General features: G+C 37.5%; 15 protein-coding genes. 7 read left to right on the forward strand and 8 right to left on the reverse strand.

The window, feature by feature from the left end:
* Both K8S13_RS25405 and aroC read left to right on the forward strand, forming a co-directional pair.
* On the forward strand, window positions 1-334 hold a 334-nt coding region (locus K8S13_RS25405; RefSeq protein WP_291466600.1), incomplete at its 5' end, for a shikimate kinase.
* A complete protein-coding gene (gene aroC, locus K8S13_RS25410; RefSeq protein ID WP_291466603.1) occupies window positions 334-1,389 on the forward strand; it encodes a chorismate synthase in 1,056 nt (351 codons plus the stop codon). The genes K8S13_RS25405 and aroC, both read left to right, overlap by 1 nt.
* 6 nt (window positions 1,390-1,395) lie before the next feature.
* On the opposite strand, the gene K8S13_RS25415 is transcribed toward aroC, so the two are convergent.
* Complete coding sequence (locus tag K8S13_RS25415; protein WP_291466605.1) at window positions 1,396-1,710, reverse strand: hypothetical protein; 315 nt, start codon at window positions 1,708-1,710, stop codon at window positions 1,396-1,398.
* A 113-nt stretch (window positions 1,711-1,823) separates the two neighbouring features.
* On the reverse strand, window positions 1,824-3,125 hold the full coding sequence (locus K8S13_RS25420) for a TolC family protein (protein WP_291466606.1): 1,302 nt from the start codon (window positions 3,123-3,125) through the stop codon (window positions 1,824-1,826).
* A 216-nt stretch (window positions 3,126-3,341) separates the two neighbouring features.
* Between K8S13_RS25420 and K8S13_RS25425 the strand changes: the two genes are divergently transcribed.
* The 5 genes from K8S13_RS25425 to K8S13_RS25445 are packed head-to-tail and all read left to right on the forward strand — an operon-like array spanning window position 3,342 to window position 7,897.
* Window positions 3,342-4,229 (forward strand): phosphoribosylaminoimidazolesuccinocarboxamide synthase, encoded by an 888-nt coding sequence (locus K8S13_RS25425; RefSeq protein WP_291466607.1) that lies wholly within the window; start codon window positions 3,342-3,344, stop codon window positions 4,227-4,229.
* Window positions 4,222-5,196, forward strand: coding sequence for a ParB N-terminal domain-containing protein (locus tag K8S13_RS25430; RefSeq protein WP_291466608.1), 975 nt, complete (start codon window positions 4,222-4,224; stop codon window positions 5,194-5,196). The genes K8S13_RS25425 and K8S13_RS25430 overlap by 8 nt, the downstream gene beginning before the upstream one ends.
* Window positions 5,193-6,299: a spore photoproduct lyase family protein gene (locus tag K8S13_RS25435; RefSeq protein ID WP_291466609.1), complete on the forward strand. Its 1,107-nt coding sequence runs from the start codon at window positions 5,193-5,195 to the stop codon at window positions 6,297-6,299. The genes K8S13_RS25430 and K8S13_RS25435 overlap by 4 nt, the downstream gene beginning before the upstream one ends.
* Before the next feature lie 8 nt (window positions 6,300-6,307).
* On the forward strand, window positions 6,308-7,192 hold the full coding sequence (locus tag K8S13_RS25440) for a diacylglycerol kinase family protein (protein ID WP_291466610.1): 885 nt from the start codon (window positions 6,308-6,310) through the stop codon (window positions 7,190-7,192).
* Window positions 7,193-7,897: a 1-acyl-sn-glycerol-3-phosphate acyltransferase gene (locus K8S13_RS25445; protein WP_291466611.1), complete on the forward strand. Its 705-nt coding sequence runs from the start codon at window positions 7,193-7,195 to the stop codon at window positions 7,895-7,897. It abuts the gene before it with no gap.
* 195 nt (window positions 7,898-8,092) lie between these two features.
* Here K8S13_RS25445 and fusA read toward each other — a convergent pair whose 3' ends face one another.
* From fusA to xseA, 6 genes are all read right to left on the reverse strand, one after another.
* A complete protein-coding gene (gene fusA, locus K8S13_RS25450; RefSeq protein WP_291466612.1) occupies window positions 8,093-10,168 on the reverse strand; it encodes an elongation factor G in 2,076 nt (691 codons plus the stop codon).
* A 69-nt stretch (window positions 10,169-10,237) separates the two neighbouring features.
* Entirely contained in the window at window positions 10,238-11,011 is a 774-nt protein-coding gene (locus K8S13_RS25455; RefSeq protein WP_291466613.1) for a TlyA family RNA methyltransferase, read from the reverse strand.
* A complete protein-coding gene (gene dxs, locus K8S13_RS25460) occupies window positions 10,992-12,875 on the reverse strand; it encodes a 1-deoxy-D-xylulose-5-phosphate synthase (RefSeq protein ID WP_291466614.1) in 1,884 nt (627 codons plus the stop codon). Before dxs ends, K8S13_RS25455 begins: the two co-directional genes overlap by 20 nt.
* Before the next feature lie 22 nt (window positions 12,876-12,897).
* Window positions 12,898-13,812, reverse strand: a complete 915-nt coding sequence (locus K8S13_RS25465; protein ID WP_291466616.1) for a polyprenyl synthetase family protein — start codon at window positions 13,810-13,812, stop codon at window positions 12,898-12,900.
* Window positions 13,805-14,032, reverse strand: coding sequence for an exodeoxyribonuclease VII small subunit (gene xseB, locus K8S13_RS25470; RefSeq protein ID WP_291466618.1), 228 nt, complete (start codon window positions 14,030-14,032; stop codon window positions 13,805-13,807). The genes K8S13_RS25465 and xseB overlap by 8 nt, the downstream gene beginning before the upstream one ends.
* Entirely contained in the window at window positions 14,025-15,344 is a 1,320-nt protein-coding gene (gene xseA / locus K8S13_RS25475) for an exodeoxyribonuclease VII large subunit (protein ID WP_291466620.1), read from the reverse strand. Before xseA ends, xseB begins: the two co-directional genes overlap by 8 nt.
* Between the last annotated feature and the right edge of the window lie 190 nt (window positions 15,345-15,534).

Raw genomic sequence — 15,534 nt, forward strand, 5'->3', positions numbered from 1 at the left:
GGACATACTTTTTAATACAAAAAAAAATGAAGATGCAGTCATTGCCACAGGGGGTGGTATTATTACTGCCCCTGAAAACCAGAACTTTATAAAAAAGAATGGCTTTTGTGTCTGGCTTGATGCAGATCTGAAAACAATTTTACACAGATTTAATAATGATAATAAAACCTGTTTATCCAGACCATCGCTGACAAATAAAGATCTTTTAAAAGAAACTAAAGAATTAATAAGTTTAAGAAAACCATTATATGAAAAGATCGCCAATATAAGGATTGATGTCAGCTCTCATACACCCGAAGAAATTGTTAATATTATTGACAGGAGATTATCTTAATGTCAGGCAGTAGTTTTGGAAAAGCATTCAATATCACCACCTTTGGAGAATCACACGGTAAGGCAATCGGTGTTGTGATTCAAGGTTGTCCACCGGGTCTTAAGATTGACAAGGACATCATACAAAAAGCCCTTGATAAAAGAAAGCCGGGCCAGGGGGTATCGGGTACAAAAAGAAAAGAACCGGATCACCCCCTTATTCTATCGGGTACATTTAAAGGGCAGACCACAGGAACTCCCATTATGATTTTGATTGAGAACAAAGATGCAAAACCAAAATCCTATGACGCTATTGCCTCCCTTTTCAGACCGGGGCATGGTGATTATACCTATCAAGCCAAATATGGCATCAGGGATTACAGGGGCGGCGGAAGGGCCTCTGCACGGGAGACAGCAGCAAGGGTAGCCGCAGGAGCCATTGCTCAACTGGTACTTGACCAGCACAATATCAAAATCAAGAGCTATACACTGGAGCTTGGCGGCATCAGGGCTACTCATATTGATGATTTATCTGAAAGAAATAAAAATACTTTGCAATGTCCTGATTTAGAGGCTACCCGCAAAATGGAAAAAAAAATCAAAGAGGTAAAAAAACAAGGGGACTCTTTGGGGGGTATTGTGGAAATTGTCGTATCAAATGTACCGGCCGGTTTAGGAGAACCGGTTTTTGACAAGCTGGATGCCGATATTGCCAAGGCTTTGATGAGTATCGGGGCTGTCAAAGCTGTTGAAATCGGTGCTGGAACGGGTGTGTCTCAAATGACAGGTTTTGAGAATAATGACCAGATTTTTCCGGATGGATTTCAAACAAACCATTCAGGGGGCATTCTGGCAGGAATTTCAAACGGGGATGATATTATTGCAAGAGTTCATGTCAAACCCATACCTTCGATCCTGAAAACTCAACTGACTATCGACGAAAATGGTCATTCAACCCAGATTTCAACCAAAGGCCGCCATGATATCTGCGCTATTCCAAGAATTAATAAGGTCTGTGAGGCCATGATGGCAATTGTACTCACAGACCATTTGCTGCGGCAAAAAACCTTAATTTGACAGTTTTTATTTTTTTACAATATCAGATTCAAGTTTATCTGCAATTTCAAGTGCTGTCGTTAAAGCATCATTAATCATAAATAATTGAATTTTCAAAGTTTTCAATGAAGCAGGGGTTGCGGAGATCTGCTCCGGACCGGATAAAAGCCTTGCAAGTTCCTTAGATTTTTTTGCAAACTCAGACAATTTTTCACTGAAATTTACAATTTCACCTGCCCAATTATCTCGCTCTTCTTTGGAAATATCAATATTTGCATTACCGGTTCCGTTGATAAGATGATCAATCTGATACTCTTTAGGATCTGCAATTATTTCATACATGTGATTCTCCTTTTAAAATGCTTTCATACCAAGTTTAAATGTCATGGTTTAAGATTATTTTATCAATTTGTTTAAGTCAAGCTTTACACACCTAAAACATTACGGATTCATTATCAGGCCTGGTTTAAAAAAAACACAATTAAGTCACCTTTTGTGTAAAGAATATTAAGCACAGCAATGTAGTAAGTATATTTGGCATCTGAAATTCTTCTCTGGGCAGTAACCAGCAAAGTGTTTGCGTCCATCATATCAATACTGTTTGCCATACCGTATTTAAACTGCATTTGAACCGCATTGTAATTCTCTTTGGCAGATTTCAGCTCATCTTGTAAATTCAATAATGTACTTTTTGCAGTTTGGTAAACCAGAAAGGAAGTCTTTGACTCAAGAATGATCTTTTTTTTCTGTAGAACTAATGCATTTACTGTCTTTCTTTGGTCTGCAAGGGCCTGCCTGATTTCGGCTTTTCTTAAACCACCATCATATAAGGTAAAGACAAGTTCCCCTTTGAGATAAAGGTCTTCGGTATCATATTCTACAGAGGTTGGCGTAAAATCATACTTGATATCTGTCTCTTTGTATCCTGCCTCAAGTGAAAGTGTGGGCCAATAATCACTTTTTTTGAACTTTACAGTTTTTCTGGCGATTTCAAGATTTTTTTTTGCTTCTTTTATTTCCGTTCTGTTTTTTAAAGCATAGGTTTGAATATTTTCCAGCGTACTATCATAATTTTCAATACCCTCAATATTTTCTTTTGAAAGATTGAATTCATCCTCAATTTTTACAAGATTATGCAAAATGGCCTTGGTTTGCAATACTCTGTTCTCTGCTATTACCTGTTCCGTCAAAGATTTCGACAATTCAGCTTCAGCCCTGTATAAATCGGTTTTGGTTACATTCCCAACGCTTAGATGCTCTTTTACGGCATCTCTGTGAGTTCCAAGACGTTTGACATCTGATTGTGCGATTTCAAGAAATCTTTGTGCACTTAATATGTTATAATAGGCCTGGGCAACCTGTAAGAAATACTGAGAACGGATACTTTTAAGGGAAAATTCTTTGCCTTCAATGGTTTTTTTAGTAACATTCAGAGCAATCAGTTCTTTTCCATTGAGCGTAAAGGACTGTGTCAGCTTGATACCCAGTGTGAGTGTATCGGAAGCAGCAATATTATTATTTTTATACTTCATCATATTGCCATAGGTTGTGACTTTGGGTATTAAGACAGATAATGCTCTGGCCTTATCCTGTTGAGCGATATATACATCCTCTTGAGCAATTTTAATGGTCTCACTATGCTTATTTGCAAGTTGTGTTAATTCATAGAGAGAATAAGTTGTTTGACAAACTGCAGGGATATGGCTGAGAACAATAATGAAGAAGATGAAAAATAATTGAACCAACGTTTTATTCATTTGAAAACCTCCATATAATGAAAATTAAAATACAGTCGACAATATTATCATTTAGTTACCCGCGTCAAGTTTACAAAATATTAAAATCAAATTATTGGTGATTATTGATGGTATAATCCCTTTAAATCTTTTTATCAACAATGGATAAATATCGTATTTTGTGATATTAAGCACCCAAAATAATATTACCAATTAAATTACAATAAGGAGATTGAAATGGGATCAATTCCAAAAACTCAATTTGATGACCTGTCCCTGGTCAGGCAGGGTAAAGTCAGAGATATATTTGACACGGGAGAATCTCTGTTAATGGTTACCACTGACAGGCTTTCCGCTTTTGATGTTGTCCTGCCGGATATTATCCCTGATAAGGGAAAAGTTTTAAATCAGATATCCGTATTCTGGTTCAAACAAATGGAAACCATTGTAAAGAATCATATTATCACCACCAATGTAAATGAGTACCCAGAAGATTTCAAACCGCATTCAGATGCTTTGGACAAACGAAGCATGCTGGTAAAAAAGGCCGAACCGCTTCCCGTTGAATGCATTGTGAGAGGATACATCACAGGTTCGGGTTGGAGTTCCTATCAAAAAGAAGGCCATGTCTGCGGGATCAAATTACCTGAAGGCTTAAAAGAATCAGAGAAACTTGCGGAACCGCTTTTTACACCTTCTTCCAAAGCCGAAATCGGTGATCATGATATCAATATCAGCTTTGATGAGGCTGTTAAGTTGGTTGGCAGTGATACGGCGTTAAAATTAAAGGATTTAAGTCTTGAAATATATAAAAAGGGTGCTGAATATGCTCTTACAAAAGGAATTATTATTGCCGATACCAAATTTGAATTTGGTATGTTAGATGGAGAAATTATCCTTATAGATGAAATCCTTACCCCGGATTCATCCAGATTCTGGCCTTTGAAGGAATATGAACCCGGAAAGAGCCAGAACAGCTTTGATAAGCAATATGTCAGGGACTGGCTCATTGAATCCGGATGGGATAAAAACCCGCCGGGACCCAAACTTCCCCAGGAAGTTATTGATACGGTATCAAAGACATACAAAGAAATATATACACGTTTGACAGGTGTTAATGTCTGATCTTTTGTGCAAAATAAATATTTGTGATATTGATTTAACAGATGAACGATATAAAATTTCATTTTCACAAGATGATATAACCTTTCTGGCAAACTCCATCAGGCAGGCAGGCTTGGTTGCCCCTCCGGTCGTCAGGCCCTTGAATAATAAATTTATTATTATTTCAGGTTTTAACAGGGTCAGGGCCCTAATTTATAATAATCGGATTTACAATAATGAAACAAAAATACTTGTATATAAAACAAGGCCGGATACACCAGACTATTCTTGTTTTATAAAATCCATAGCAGCACTTGCTTTTCAACGGCCGTTAACTCATGCTGAACTCATAATAAGTATCAGACGACTTTATCAATTTTTGGATAAAAAAGAGATCGCAAAAAAATCACCTGGTATTTTTAACATAGAACTTAATGCTCGATTTGTAGAGGATTTGTTAGCCATTGGTGTTTTGCCTGATCCGGCTTTGGAATTAATCCATCACGGCAATCTGTCTTTCAAGTCTGCTAAAAGAATAGCATCTTATGAAAAAGAGACCATAAAGATTTTTTTAAAGATTTTTTCAAAAATTAAAGCTTCCAATAACAAACAGCTTGAAATCATACAGCATATAATGGAAATTTCAGCCAGAGATACCATTAAACCGAAAATTTTTTTTAATAATCAAGCCATACAAGATATTCTTTTTGCTGAAAATAAAGAGCCGGGATTAAAAACCAAAGAGTTACGCGCCTGGCTCTTTGAGCAGCGGTTTCCAACTATTTTTAATACGCATCAAATGATCCGACAAAAAATTACATCCATAAAATTTGGCAACAACATTAAATTTATACCCCCGGAAAATTTTGAAAGTCAAAATTATTCCATCTCTTTTACTGCCAAAAATTACAGCGAATTTGTGACAAATGTTCAGAATCTCAATAAAGCTATAGAGAATAAGGAACTAAAAGAAATTTTCAACCAATGAAAATCGATACTCTTTTTATTGATAAAGCCATTCCTGAGACTGTTGAAATCGACTATCTGATTTCCAGGCTTAAAACAGATCCCCAATGGATAGAAAATTCAAGAACAGTCTATGATTTTATCAACTCTGCTGATGATCCCGTCTCAAAGGCCAAAAAGACACTCTATATTACCAAAAACAGGGGAGCTGTCGTCAAGGCTTGCCCTGGAACCAGTTTTTATACCTGTTGTGATTATACTATTCTCCATACCGGGACATTTTGTACCATGGATTGTTCGTATTGCATTCTTCAGGCCTATTTTCATCCACCTGTTTTGCAATATTTTGCAGGGCTTGAAATGCTTGCTCATAATCTTGAGAAAATATTCAGTCAAAATAAAATATTCAGAATCGGAACGGGTGAATTTACAGATTCACTTATCTGGGAAAAAATAAGTCCCCAGCCCAAATTTCTTATTGAAACATTTGCAAGGCAAAACAATTGCCTTTTGGAACTCAAAACCAAAACCATTAATATTGATTCCTTGCTTCCCCTTGATCACAATGGCAAAACCGTTATTGCCTGGTCATTGAACACATCGGATATTATCAGGTCTGAAGAAAAGGGTACCGCCTCCCTTACAGCCCGTCTTGAAGCGGCCAGGCGTGTCGAGTCAAAGGGATACAGGCTTGCGTTTCATTTTGATCCAATGGTGATCTATCCGGAATGTGAGATTCAATACAAAAAAGTGATAAAACAGATTTTTGAATATGTACGCCCTGAAAGTATTGTATGGATCAGCATCGGTACTTTTCGGTTCATGCCTAAATTAAAGCAGATCATTGAAAAACGATTCAAGCATTCAACTATCTGTTATGGAGAGTTTATTCTTGGACTTGATAATAAGATGCGATATTTCAAACCATTAAGAATAGAACTTTACAAACAAATTATTTCATGCATAAAAGAATATGCTCCGAATTTGGCAGTATATTTTTGTATGGAAGATGAAGAAGTCTGGGAAAAATGTATAGGATTTTTTCCTAAAAAAGAAGGGGAACTTGGACATTACTTAGATAAAAGTGCGGTGGCACATTGCAGCTTAAATTCTAATTTTTTATAAAGGGTTTTATGAAAGTTGCCTTAATCGTCAATCCTTACGCGGGTGGGAAAAAGGGCAAAAAACTGCTGCCTTTGATTGAAAGAAAACTTTCATTAAATCGCATTGACTATCATACCTATCTATCCCTTTATCATGGACATATCCTCAAAATTACCTCTGGGCTAAAAATAAAAGACTATGACGCCATTATTACCATAGGCGGAGATGGAACCAATTACCATGTTTTAAACGGTCTTCTGACCCATTTTGCAGCTAAAGAAATCCCACCTCTTGGCATTATTCCTGTGGGTTCAGGAAACTCCTTTGCCAAAGATTTAAATATCCAACACTATGAGGATGGCATCAAATCAATTGTTGAAAACAATCCAAAATGGATAGATGTCTGCTCTTTTACACAGGCAGAAAAAAAGTTTTATTTTGTTAACCTGATTGGATTGGGATTTGTCACGGATGTGGCAAAAACAGCTCAAAAATTTAAATGCTTTGGGGATTTTTCTTATATTCTCGGTGTTTTCTACAGGACCGCAAAACTTAATTTTCATTACATGGAGCTTGAAATTGATGGAAAAATGATATCCGGGGAAAATTGTTTTGTTGAATTTTGCAATTCTCGTTTTACCGGAGGGAATATGCTGATGGCCCCTGATGCCATAATAGATGATGGTTACATGGATATTATTGTCGCAGGCAAATTGTCACGAACAAGTCTTTTGGCGACCCTGCCAAAAATTTTTAAAGGAACTCATATCGAACATCCTTTGGTAAGGTCTTTCAAGGCCAGGAAAGCCACAATCAAAACATTGCCTGAGAAAATCTTATTGCCGGATGGTGAATTATTCGGTGTCACGCCATCAACTATAAATATACATCACAAAATGATAAGGTATCTTTAGTTGGAAAAAGTTACTTCAATTGGGTTGTGGATTATTGGCGGACTCTTTTTTTTATTTTCATTTTTTATTCTTGTATTCTGCCTGTTTTTTTTACCCCCAAAAATCACATTCAGCATTGCCAGGTTTTTATTTGGTATTTTAATCAGATTAATGGGAATAAAACTTGTTGTAACAGGCAGGGAGTATATTCAGTCTGATAAATCTTACCTGATCATGGGAAATCACCAAAGTCTTTTTGATGTTTTTGTTATTCCAACGGCCATTCCCCTATGCTTTGTGGGTGTCGAGGCTGCCTATCATTTTTCGTTGCCTGTATGGGGATACCTGATCCGTAAATGGGGATGCATCCCTATAAAAAGAAACAACCTTAAAAAGGCAATTTTAAGCCTTGAAATGGCAAGAAAAACGCTCTTGTCCGGAATGAGTATCGGTATTCTGCCTGAGGGACACAGGACACTTACAGGAGAAATATCACCCTTTAAAAAAGGACCGTTTCATTTAGCCAAAGGTGCTAAAGCTGATATTTTACCCTTTGCAATAAATGGTCTGTTCACTTACAACCGAAAATCAAGTTTAATTTTAAGGCCGGGAAAGGTTAAAGTAAATATTGGAAAACCGGTTCCTTACGATACTTTTAAAAATTTATCCGTAGAGGAGATAAGACAAAAACTTTTTGATAATATCTTCAAATTAAGCCAACAATAAAACCGGGCAGTTAATTATAAGTTTGTTTATTTACTGCCTGACCGAAAACCTGAAAATTTTTGTGAGCATACGCTCCTCTGCGAGCCGAGTACAAGGCGGGCGATAATTTTAACCGGAGGAATACATTAAGTATTTCAAGGATTAAAATTATCGCCCAACGCAGTAATCGGGAAAATTGGCGGTTTTCAGTTGACACTATTTGTTCTCTTCTTTCTCAGCGTTAACCCTGTCAATGATTTTTTGTGCCATATCACCCGGAACGACATCATATTGTTCAAATTCTATGGTAAATGTTCCTCTGCCGGCTGTCATAGAACTTAAATCAGGTGCATATCTAAGTATTTCAGCCATGGGAACCAGGGCATTGATAATCTGTTTATCGTCTTCGGAATCCATCCCAAGAACCCTGCCGCGTCTGGAATTAAGATCCCCCATAATGTCGCCTGTACTATCATCCGGAACTTTTACAGCTATCTTCATGATAGGTTCAAGCAGGGTCGCTTTTGCATCTTTTGCAGCATTCTTAAAGGCAAGAGTCCCTGCCATTTTAAAAGCCATTTCAGAGGAATCAACAGAATGATAGGATCCAAAATCAAGAGTTGTTCTGAAATCAACACAGGGAAAACCCGCAAGTATACCTGTTTTTGAAGTTTCCCTGATACCGGCTTCGACTGCAGGAATATAATTTTTAGGGATAACCCCGCCGACAATTTTATCTACAAACTCAAATCCTCTGCCTTTTGGAAGGGGTTCAAGAACAATCCAGCAGTCACCATACTGCCCATGCCCACCAGACTGTTTTTTATGCTTGCCCTGAACACGAATTTTTTTCTTAAAGGTTTCCCGATAGGCCACCTTTGGTGTTTCAATGTCCATACCCACATTAAATTTTCTTTGAATTTTTTCAGCAGTCACTTCTATATGAACAAGACCTCTGCCGGAAAGGATAGTCTGTTTGGTTTCTTCATTCCTTTGAAGTTGAAGCCCTGTATCTTCTTCAAGAATTTTTCTAACGGCTTCATGAATTTTATCTTCGTCATTTTTTGCTTTGGGTGAAATAGCAAAGGAAATAACAGGTGGCAAGGGCTGCGGAGCCGGTATCTGGATATCTTTTCCGCCTGTCAGCGTATCACCGGTCAAGGTGCCTTTGAGTTTTGCCACAGCAACAATAGATCCCGGTAGAGCACTGGTTATGGTTTTTTGTTCCTTACCGGCAATTTCAAGAAGCTGTGAGAATCTCTCTTTTATATCCTTTGTTGTGTTAACAACATTGCCTTCCTTTCCAAGAGTTCCTGAAATCACGCGAAATAAAGAAAGTCTTCCTGCATATGGGTCAACAATGGTGTTGAAAACAAAGCCGCAAAACTCAGCATCCGGGTCGGGAGAAACAATAATATCCTCTCCATTGGCATCTTTTGCAATCCAATCGCCTCTATCAAGGGGAGAGGGCATATAGTCATTGATAATATCAGAAATGGTATCGACACCGATCATCTTTGTGGCGGAACAGCAAATGGCCGGATAAAACTCGGCATCCTGAACTCCCTGTCTGAATGCTACTTTTAGTTCATCTTCAGTAATTTCTTCACCTTCCAGATATTTTTCAAGAAGTTCATCATTGAGTTCAGCTACATTTTCAATAAATTCTTCTTTTGCCATTTCAATGTCATCTGACAGGTCGGAAGGAACATCAATCTTGCCTGGTTTCCCATCTGCATCATATTCAAAGGCCTGGCCTGAAATAATATCCACAAACCCTGTAAAGTCATTTTCAGAACCGATGGGATAAAAAATAGGAACGATCTTGTTTTTAAGTGCAGTTTTGCAGGCCGTAATACAGGTTGAAAAATCTGCTCTTTCCCGGTCCAGCTTATTCACAATAACAAAGCCGGGCAAATTATATTCCAATGCACTGGCTGCAGCTTCCTCGGTCATGGCAGACGGTCCGCCAACCCCGTCAATCACAAATGCCATGCAGTCTGCAACAGGAAAGCATGTCTTAGAAGCAGAGAAAAAATTCTGATCACCAGGAGTATCCATCAAAGTAATTGTATGTTTATTATGCGTATACTTAATAAATGATGTATTAATACTCTGCTGTTTTCTGGTTTCTTCAGGCTGAAAATCCATGACGGTATTGCCTTCTTCAACTTTTCCAAGACGCTTGGTAACTCCGGCTTGAAATAGCATAGCCTCAGCAAGAGTTGTCTTGCCTGCACCTCCATGACCAGCCAGAGCTACATTTCTCATGGTTTTAATTTCTTCGCTCATTACTGCTCCTCTTAAACAATTAATAAAAAGTTATATTTAAATAATCGAATTTAAATAAAATTAATAGTGTTATTTTAAATTTTTTTTAAAAGTTAAAAATATAATATACTCAATATTTCCTTTTGGGCCTGAAATAGGGGAGGGGACTACCTGATTTATCTGATACCCTTTTTTTTTAAAAAAAAATTTTAAATCTTCTATCACCAATCTTCTAATTTCAGGATCCTTTACAACCCCCCCCCTGCCGACATTCTTCTTTCCTGCTTCAAATTGAGGTTTGATCAAGGCCAGAACCTGTGTATCATCTCTCATAAATTTTTCAGCAGAAGGGAGAACGATTTTAAGTGAGATAAATGAAGTATCCGCAACAACTACATCCACTTTTTCATTAATGACTTTATAGGGCATATGCCGGATATTGGTCCTTTCAATAACTTTTACCCGTGAGTTCTGTCTTAAAGACCAGTCAAACTGCCCATATCCTACATCAACTGCATATACTTTTTCTGCCCCATTCTGAAGCAGACAATCGGTGAAACCACCGGTTGAAGCCCCAATATCAAGGCAAGTCATGCCTTTTACTGACACTGGAATACTCTTTAACGCCTTTTCAAGCTTTAAGCCCCCCCGGCTGACAAATGGATTGTCATCCTGCTTTACAATGACGTTTGCATCATTGGCAATCAAAGTTCCCGGTTTATCCACAGGTATATCATTTACAAGCACTTTGCCTGCCATAATAAGAGCTTTTGCACGAGCTCTGGAGTTAACCAGTCCTTTTTCAACAACAAAGCAATCAAGCCTGATTTTATTCTTTATGGCTTTATTTAATTTTATTGCCATGTAACTCCAAACCTGCGTTTACAATAGCGGCACTGTCAATTCCATAGTCTCGTCTTAAAATATCCTGAGGCCCATGCTCGACAAATCTGTTTTTGATGCCAATCCTTTTTATGGAAAATCCTGTTACACCCTTATCTGTCAGCATCTCAAGGACAGCAGATCCAAATCCTCCATCAAGAACGTGGTCTTCCACGGTAATGATTTTTTTAATTTTCAATGCATATTCAATTATCAGGTTTGTATCAAGCGGCTTGACAAATCTGGCATTAATTATCGTTGCATGAATACCCTGTTTTTTTAGTAATTTATTGGCTTTTAAAGCCTCGCAGACTGATTTTCCAATGGCGATAATCAACACATCATCACCTTCATTAATCACTTGGGCTTTTCCAATTTCCAAAGGTTTTGGATTTTCCTCAATTTTGACACCCGTTCCAATTCCCCTTGGATATCTTATGGCAACAGGGCCATTATAATTGACTGCTGTGACAAGCATTCTTGCCAGTTCATTTTCATCCTTTGGTGCCATAATGGTCATGTTTGGCATGCAGCGAAGATATGAATAATCAAACAAACCATTATGTGTTGGGCCGTCTTCACCAACGATTCCCCCACGGTCAATGGCAAATACAACCGGATGTGCATCTATACATACATCATGGAGGATCTGATCAAAGGCTCTTTGCAAAAAGGTAGAATAGATAGCAACAACGGGCTTTAATCCCTTGGATGATAGTCCTGCTGAAAATGTAACTGCATGCTGTTCTGCAATGCCCACATCAAAAAACCGGTCCGGATAAAGTTTTGAAAACTCAATCAATCCAGTACCCTCTGGCATGGCAGCCGTCACTGCGACAATTTTTTCATTGGTTTTGGCAAGTTTGATCATTTGAGAGCCAAACACCTGGGTATAAGTTGGTATCCCATTGGATATATGATTGCTTTTACCTGTATCCACTGCAAAAGACCCTACACCATGAAAATAGACCGGATTTTTCTCAGCCGGTTCATATCCTTTGCCTTTTACCGTAGTAACATGTAAAAGGACCGGATCTTTGGGATTTTTGATATTCTTTAAAATATCAATCAAATGTTCTAAATTATGTCCGTCAATGGGCCCGAAATAATCAAAATTAAATGCTTCGAATAACATGCCCGGTGTAATAAACGCTTTAAAAGATTCTTCAGACCGTTTGGCAATATTGTAAATATTATCACCAATTTTCGGCAAAGATTTTAAAAAAATACCAAATTGATTTCTCAAATTTTGAAGATATTTGGCTGAAAAGGTTCGGCTTAAAAAAGAAGACAGGGTACCCACATTGGGAGAGATGGACATGTCATTATCATTTAAAATAACAATCAAATTGCGTTTTAAATCCCCGGTCTGAGTAAAACCTTCATAGGCAAGTCCTGCGGTTAAAGAACCGTCTCCGATAACTGAAATGACATCAGAAGTGTCCTTGTTTAAATATTTGGCATAACAAACCCCAAGTCCGGCAGAAATTGAGGTGGAAGAATGCCCCACAGTGAATCCGTCATAAGCGCTCTCCTTGATTTTCGAAAATCCTGATATGCCTTTGTATTGACGAAGACTGTCAAAGATGTCATTTCTTCCGGTAATCAGCTTATGGGCATACGATTGATGTCCCACATCCCATATCAATGTATCCTTTGGCAGATCAAAGACATAATGAATAGCCAAAGTCAATTCTACCACACCCAGGCTTGAGGCCAGGTGCCCGCCATTTTTTGATACCACATCAATAATTCTTTCACGAATTTCTCCGGCAAGAGCTTTTAGTTCTTCTCTGGAAAGTTGTTTAATGTCTTTGGATATTTTTATTTGTTCAAGAAGACTCAAAATCTATTAACCTCAATTTTTGTTAATGGTCCCTGTTTATAGTATAGTCGGCAATTGCCCTTAAAGGATCTGCCTTTTCATCAAATTGTGAAATCGCCTGGATGGCATCATCAATAAGGTTCTCTGCATATTTTTTTGACTTATCAAGACCAATAATTGCCGGAAAGGTCATTTTATCATTCAACGCATCAGATCCTGTCGCCTTCCCCATAATTTTGGGATCACCTTCAATATTTAAAATATCATCCACGACCTGAAACGCTAACCCTACTTTATCTGCATAAACTACTAATTTCCGAATCATTTCCGGATCAGCCCCGACACTTACCGCACCTGCCTCAACACTGACGGTGATTATTTTGCCGGTTTTAAAAGCATGTATTTTTTTAAGATGAATCAGGCTATCATTTTGTTCGGGTTGGAAAGACTGCATATCAAGGATCTGCCCTTCAGCCATGCCTTGTATTCCAGCGGCCTGTGAAATCAAAGAAATCAACTTAAGTCGTGTCTGACTATCCGGATATATCTTAAAAATATGTTCCGGTTGAGAAATAATATTAAATGCATGGGTCTGTAATGCATCTCCCGCCAGAATAGCAGTCGCTTCTGAAAATTTTTTATGGCAGGTGGGTAATCCACGCCTTAAATCATCATTATCCATGGCCGGCAAATCATCATGAATCAAAGAAAATGTATGGATCATTTCAATGGCACAACAGGCGGGCAGGGCGATAAAAAAATCCTTTCCACAGGCCTGGGCAGCAGCAATTGACAGAATGGGACGCAGCCTTTTCCCACCGGCCATGAGAGAATGATTCATTGCCATGATTAATTCACGGTCTTGATCAAACTGCTGAAGAATCATCTTAAGATATCGGTTCACCAATCCCTGTTTTTCTTCAAGGTATTGCAACAGGTTAAATTCCATACTATTCATCTTCAAAGAGTTCTTCTTTTATATTACCATTACTGTCTTTTGTAAGCATTGATATCTTTTTCTCGGTTTTATCTAAAAGGTCGAGACAAAATTTTGATTGTTTCATCCCCGACTCATATTTTTTTACTGCATCTTCAAGACAAAGATCTCCGGATTCCATTTGTTTTACAATTTCTTCAAGCTCTCTTAAAGCTGCTTCAAATGTTTTTTTCTTAGCCATTTATTTTTTCCACCCTTGTAATCAGTGCTCCTTTAAAGAGAAGTACTTCTATTTTATCATTTTTTTTTACCTCATTTGAATCTGTAATCACTTTTTTATCTGAAACAAACCGTGAAATACTGTATCCTCTTTGTAAAACCGCTTCAGGATTAAGTGCTTGAAGTTTTAAATTAAATTTTAAATGATTAGTTTTAATCTCTTTAAAAATTTTTTGAAAATTATGTGTTAGAGACAAAGAAAGTGTTTTTACACGTTGCTTGTATTCTGAAATCTTTGTCACTGGCTGTTGGGAGTAAAGGGCTTGGGACAACCAGTGAAGTTTTTCCTTATTATATTGTACCGTGTGTTTCATCATATTGATTAATCTTGATTCAAAATCCTCAAGCTTGAATCTAAAATCATAAACAATTGTATCAGGGCTTTTTAGTCTTGAAATCAAATGAACAACCACCTGACGATGCGCAATAATTTTATTTTTTAACGAAGAATTCAGGCTTTCCTGCAAGTTAAAAATTCTTTGAACCAGATCGTTCTTATCCGGAAGTGCCAGTTCTGCAGCAGCAGAAGGTGTTGGGGCTCTTAAGTCCGAAACAAAATCAGCAATGGTATAATCGGTTTCATGGCCAACACCTGTGATAATCGGTATGTCAGAATTAAAAATCGTATTGGCAACTATTTCTGAATTAAATGCGGCAAGATCTTCCAAAGATCCGCCGCCTCGTGCAAGTATGATCAAATCAGATTTTTGAAATTGATTCACAAGGTTTATGGCATCGCAGATTTCATTTTCCGATCCATGTCCCTGGACTTTAACCGAAACTATTTCAAGCGGGCAGTTTGAAAACCGTCTTTGGGAAACATTGATAATATCTCTGACAGCAGCACCGCTACCAGAAGTAATAATGCTGATTTTGGAAGGTAAAAACGGGATTGGCTTTTTGTGTTTGTCATCAAAAAGACCTTGATCTGATAATTTTTTTTTAAGCTGTTCAAATGCAATCTGCATGGAACCTGCACCTTCGGGTTCCAGATGTTCAAAAATAAGCTGATATGATCCTCTGGGTTCATAAAGAGTAAGTCTTGCCAATCCCATAATTTTCATACCGTTTTCAGGCTCAAATTTTAGATTGCGTTTTTGATTTTTAAACATCACGGTATTGATAACGGCCTGATGGTCTTTTAATGTAAAATAAGAATGGCCTGAAGCAGGAACAGCATAGTTGGAAATTTCACCGGTTACCCATATAAAGGGAAAAGTTTCTTCTAAAAGAGATTTGATTTCCCTTGTTAATTTAGAAACAGTATAAATCATCTCGGTCTTTTTTCCTAACACCCTAATCAATTATATAAACTATTAATTCTAACGCAAAATTAATATATATAAAACAAAGGAATAGTTTTAACAATAAAATTTTTGTTTTAAAAACCTATTGCAGCATTCATACAATAAATAAAAATTTTGTTTAAGAACGGTATATTCTATTAACGTCCGATAATATATA

The sequence above is a fragment of the Desulfobacula sp. genome, from assembly GCF_021107415.1.

Excerpts from the sequence above, each read along its gene's own strand:
- aroC (WP_291466603.1), top strand. The coding sequence starts at position 334 with ATGTCAGGCAGTAGTTTTGGAAAAGCATTCAATATCACCACCTTTGGA.
- K8S13_RS25420 (WP_291466606.1), bottom strand. The coding sequence starts at position 3,125 with ATGAATAAAACGTTGGTTCAATTATTTTTCATCTTCTTCATTATTGTT.
- K8S13_RS25415 (WP_291466605.1), bottom strand. The coding sequence starts at position 1,710 with ATGTATGAAATAATTGCAGATCCTAAAGAGTATCAGATTGATCATCTT.
- K8S13_RS25425 (WP_291466607.1), top strand. The coding sequence starts at position 3,342 with ATGGGATCAATTCCAAAAACTCAATTTGATGACCTGTCCCTGGTCAGG.
- K8S13_RS25440 (WP_291466610.1), top strand. The coding sequence starts at position 6,308 with ATGAAAGTTGCCTTAATCGTCAATCCTTACGCGGGTGGGAAAAAGGGC.
- xseB (WP_291466618.1), bottom strand. The coding sequence starts at position 14,032 with ATGGCTAAGAAAAAAACATTTGAAGCAGCTTTAAGAGAGCTTGAAGAA.
- K8S13_RS25455 (WP_291466613.1), bottom strand. The coding sequence starts at position 11,011 with ATGGCAATAAAATTAAATAAAGCCATAAAGAATAAAATCAGGCTTGAT.
- K8S13_RS25465 (WP_291466616.1), bottom strand. The coding sequence starts at position 13,812 with ATGAATAGTATGGAATTTAACCTGTTGCAATACCTTGAAGAAAAACAG.
- fusA (WP_291466612.1), bottom strand. The coding sequence starts at position 10,168 with ATGAGCGAAGAAATTAAAACCATGAGAAATGTAGCTCTGGCTGGTCAT.
- xseA (WP_291466620.1), bottom strand. The coding sequence starts at position 15,344 with ATGATTTATACTGTTTCTAAATTAACAAGGGAAATCAAATCTCTTTTA.
- K8S13_RS25435 (WP_291466609.1), top strand. The coding sequence starts at position 5,193 with ATGAAAATCGATACTCTTTTTATTGATAAAGCCATTCCTGAGACTGTT.
- K8S13_RS25430 (WP_291466608.1), top strand. The coding sequence starts at position 4,222 with ATGTCTGATCTTTTGTGCAAAATAAATATTTGTGATATTGATTTAACA.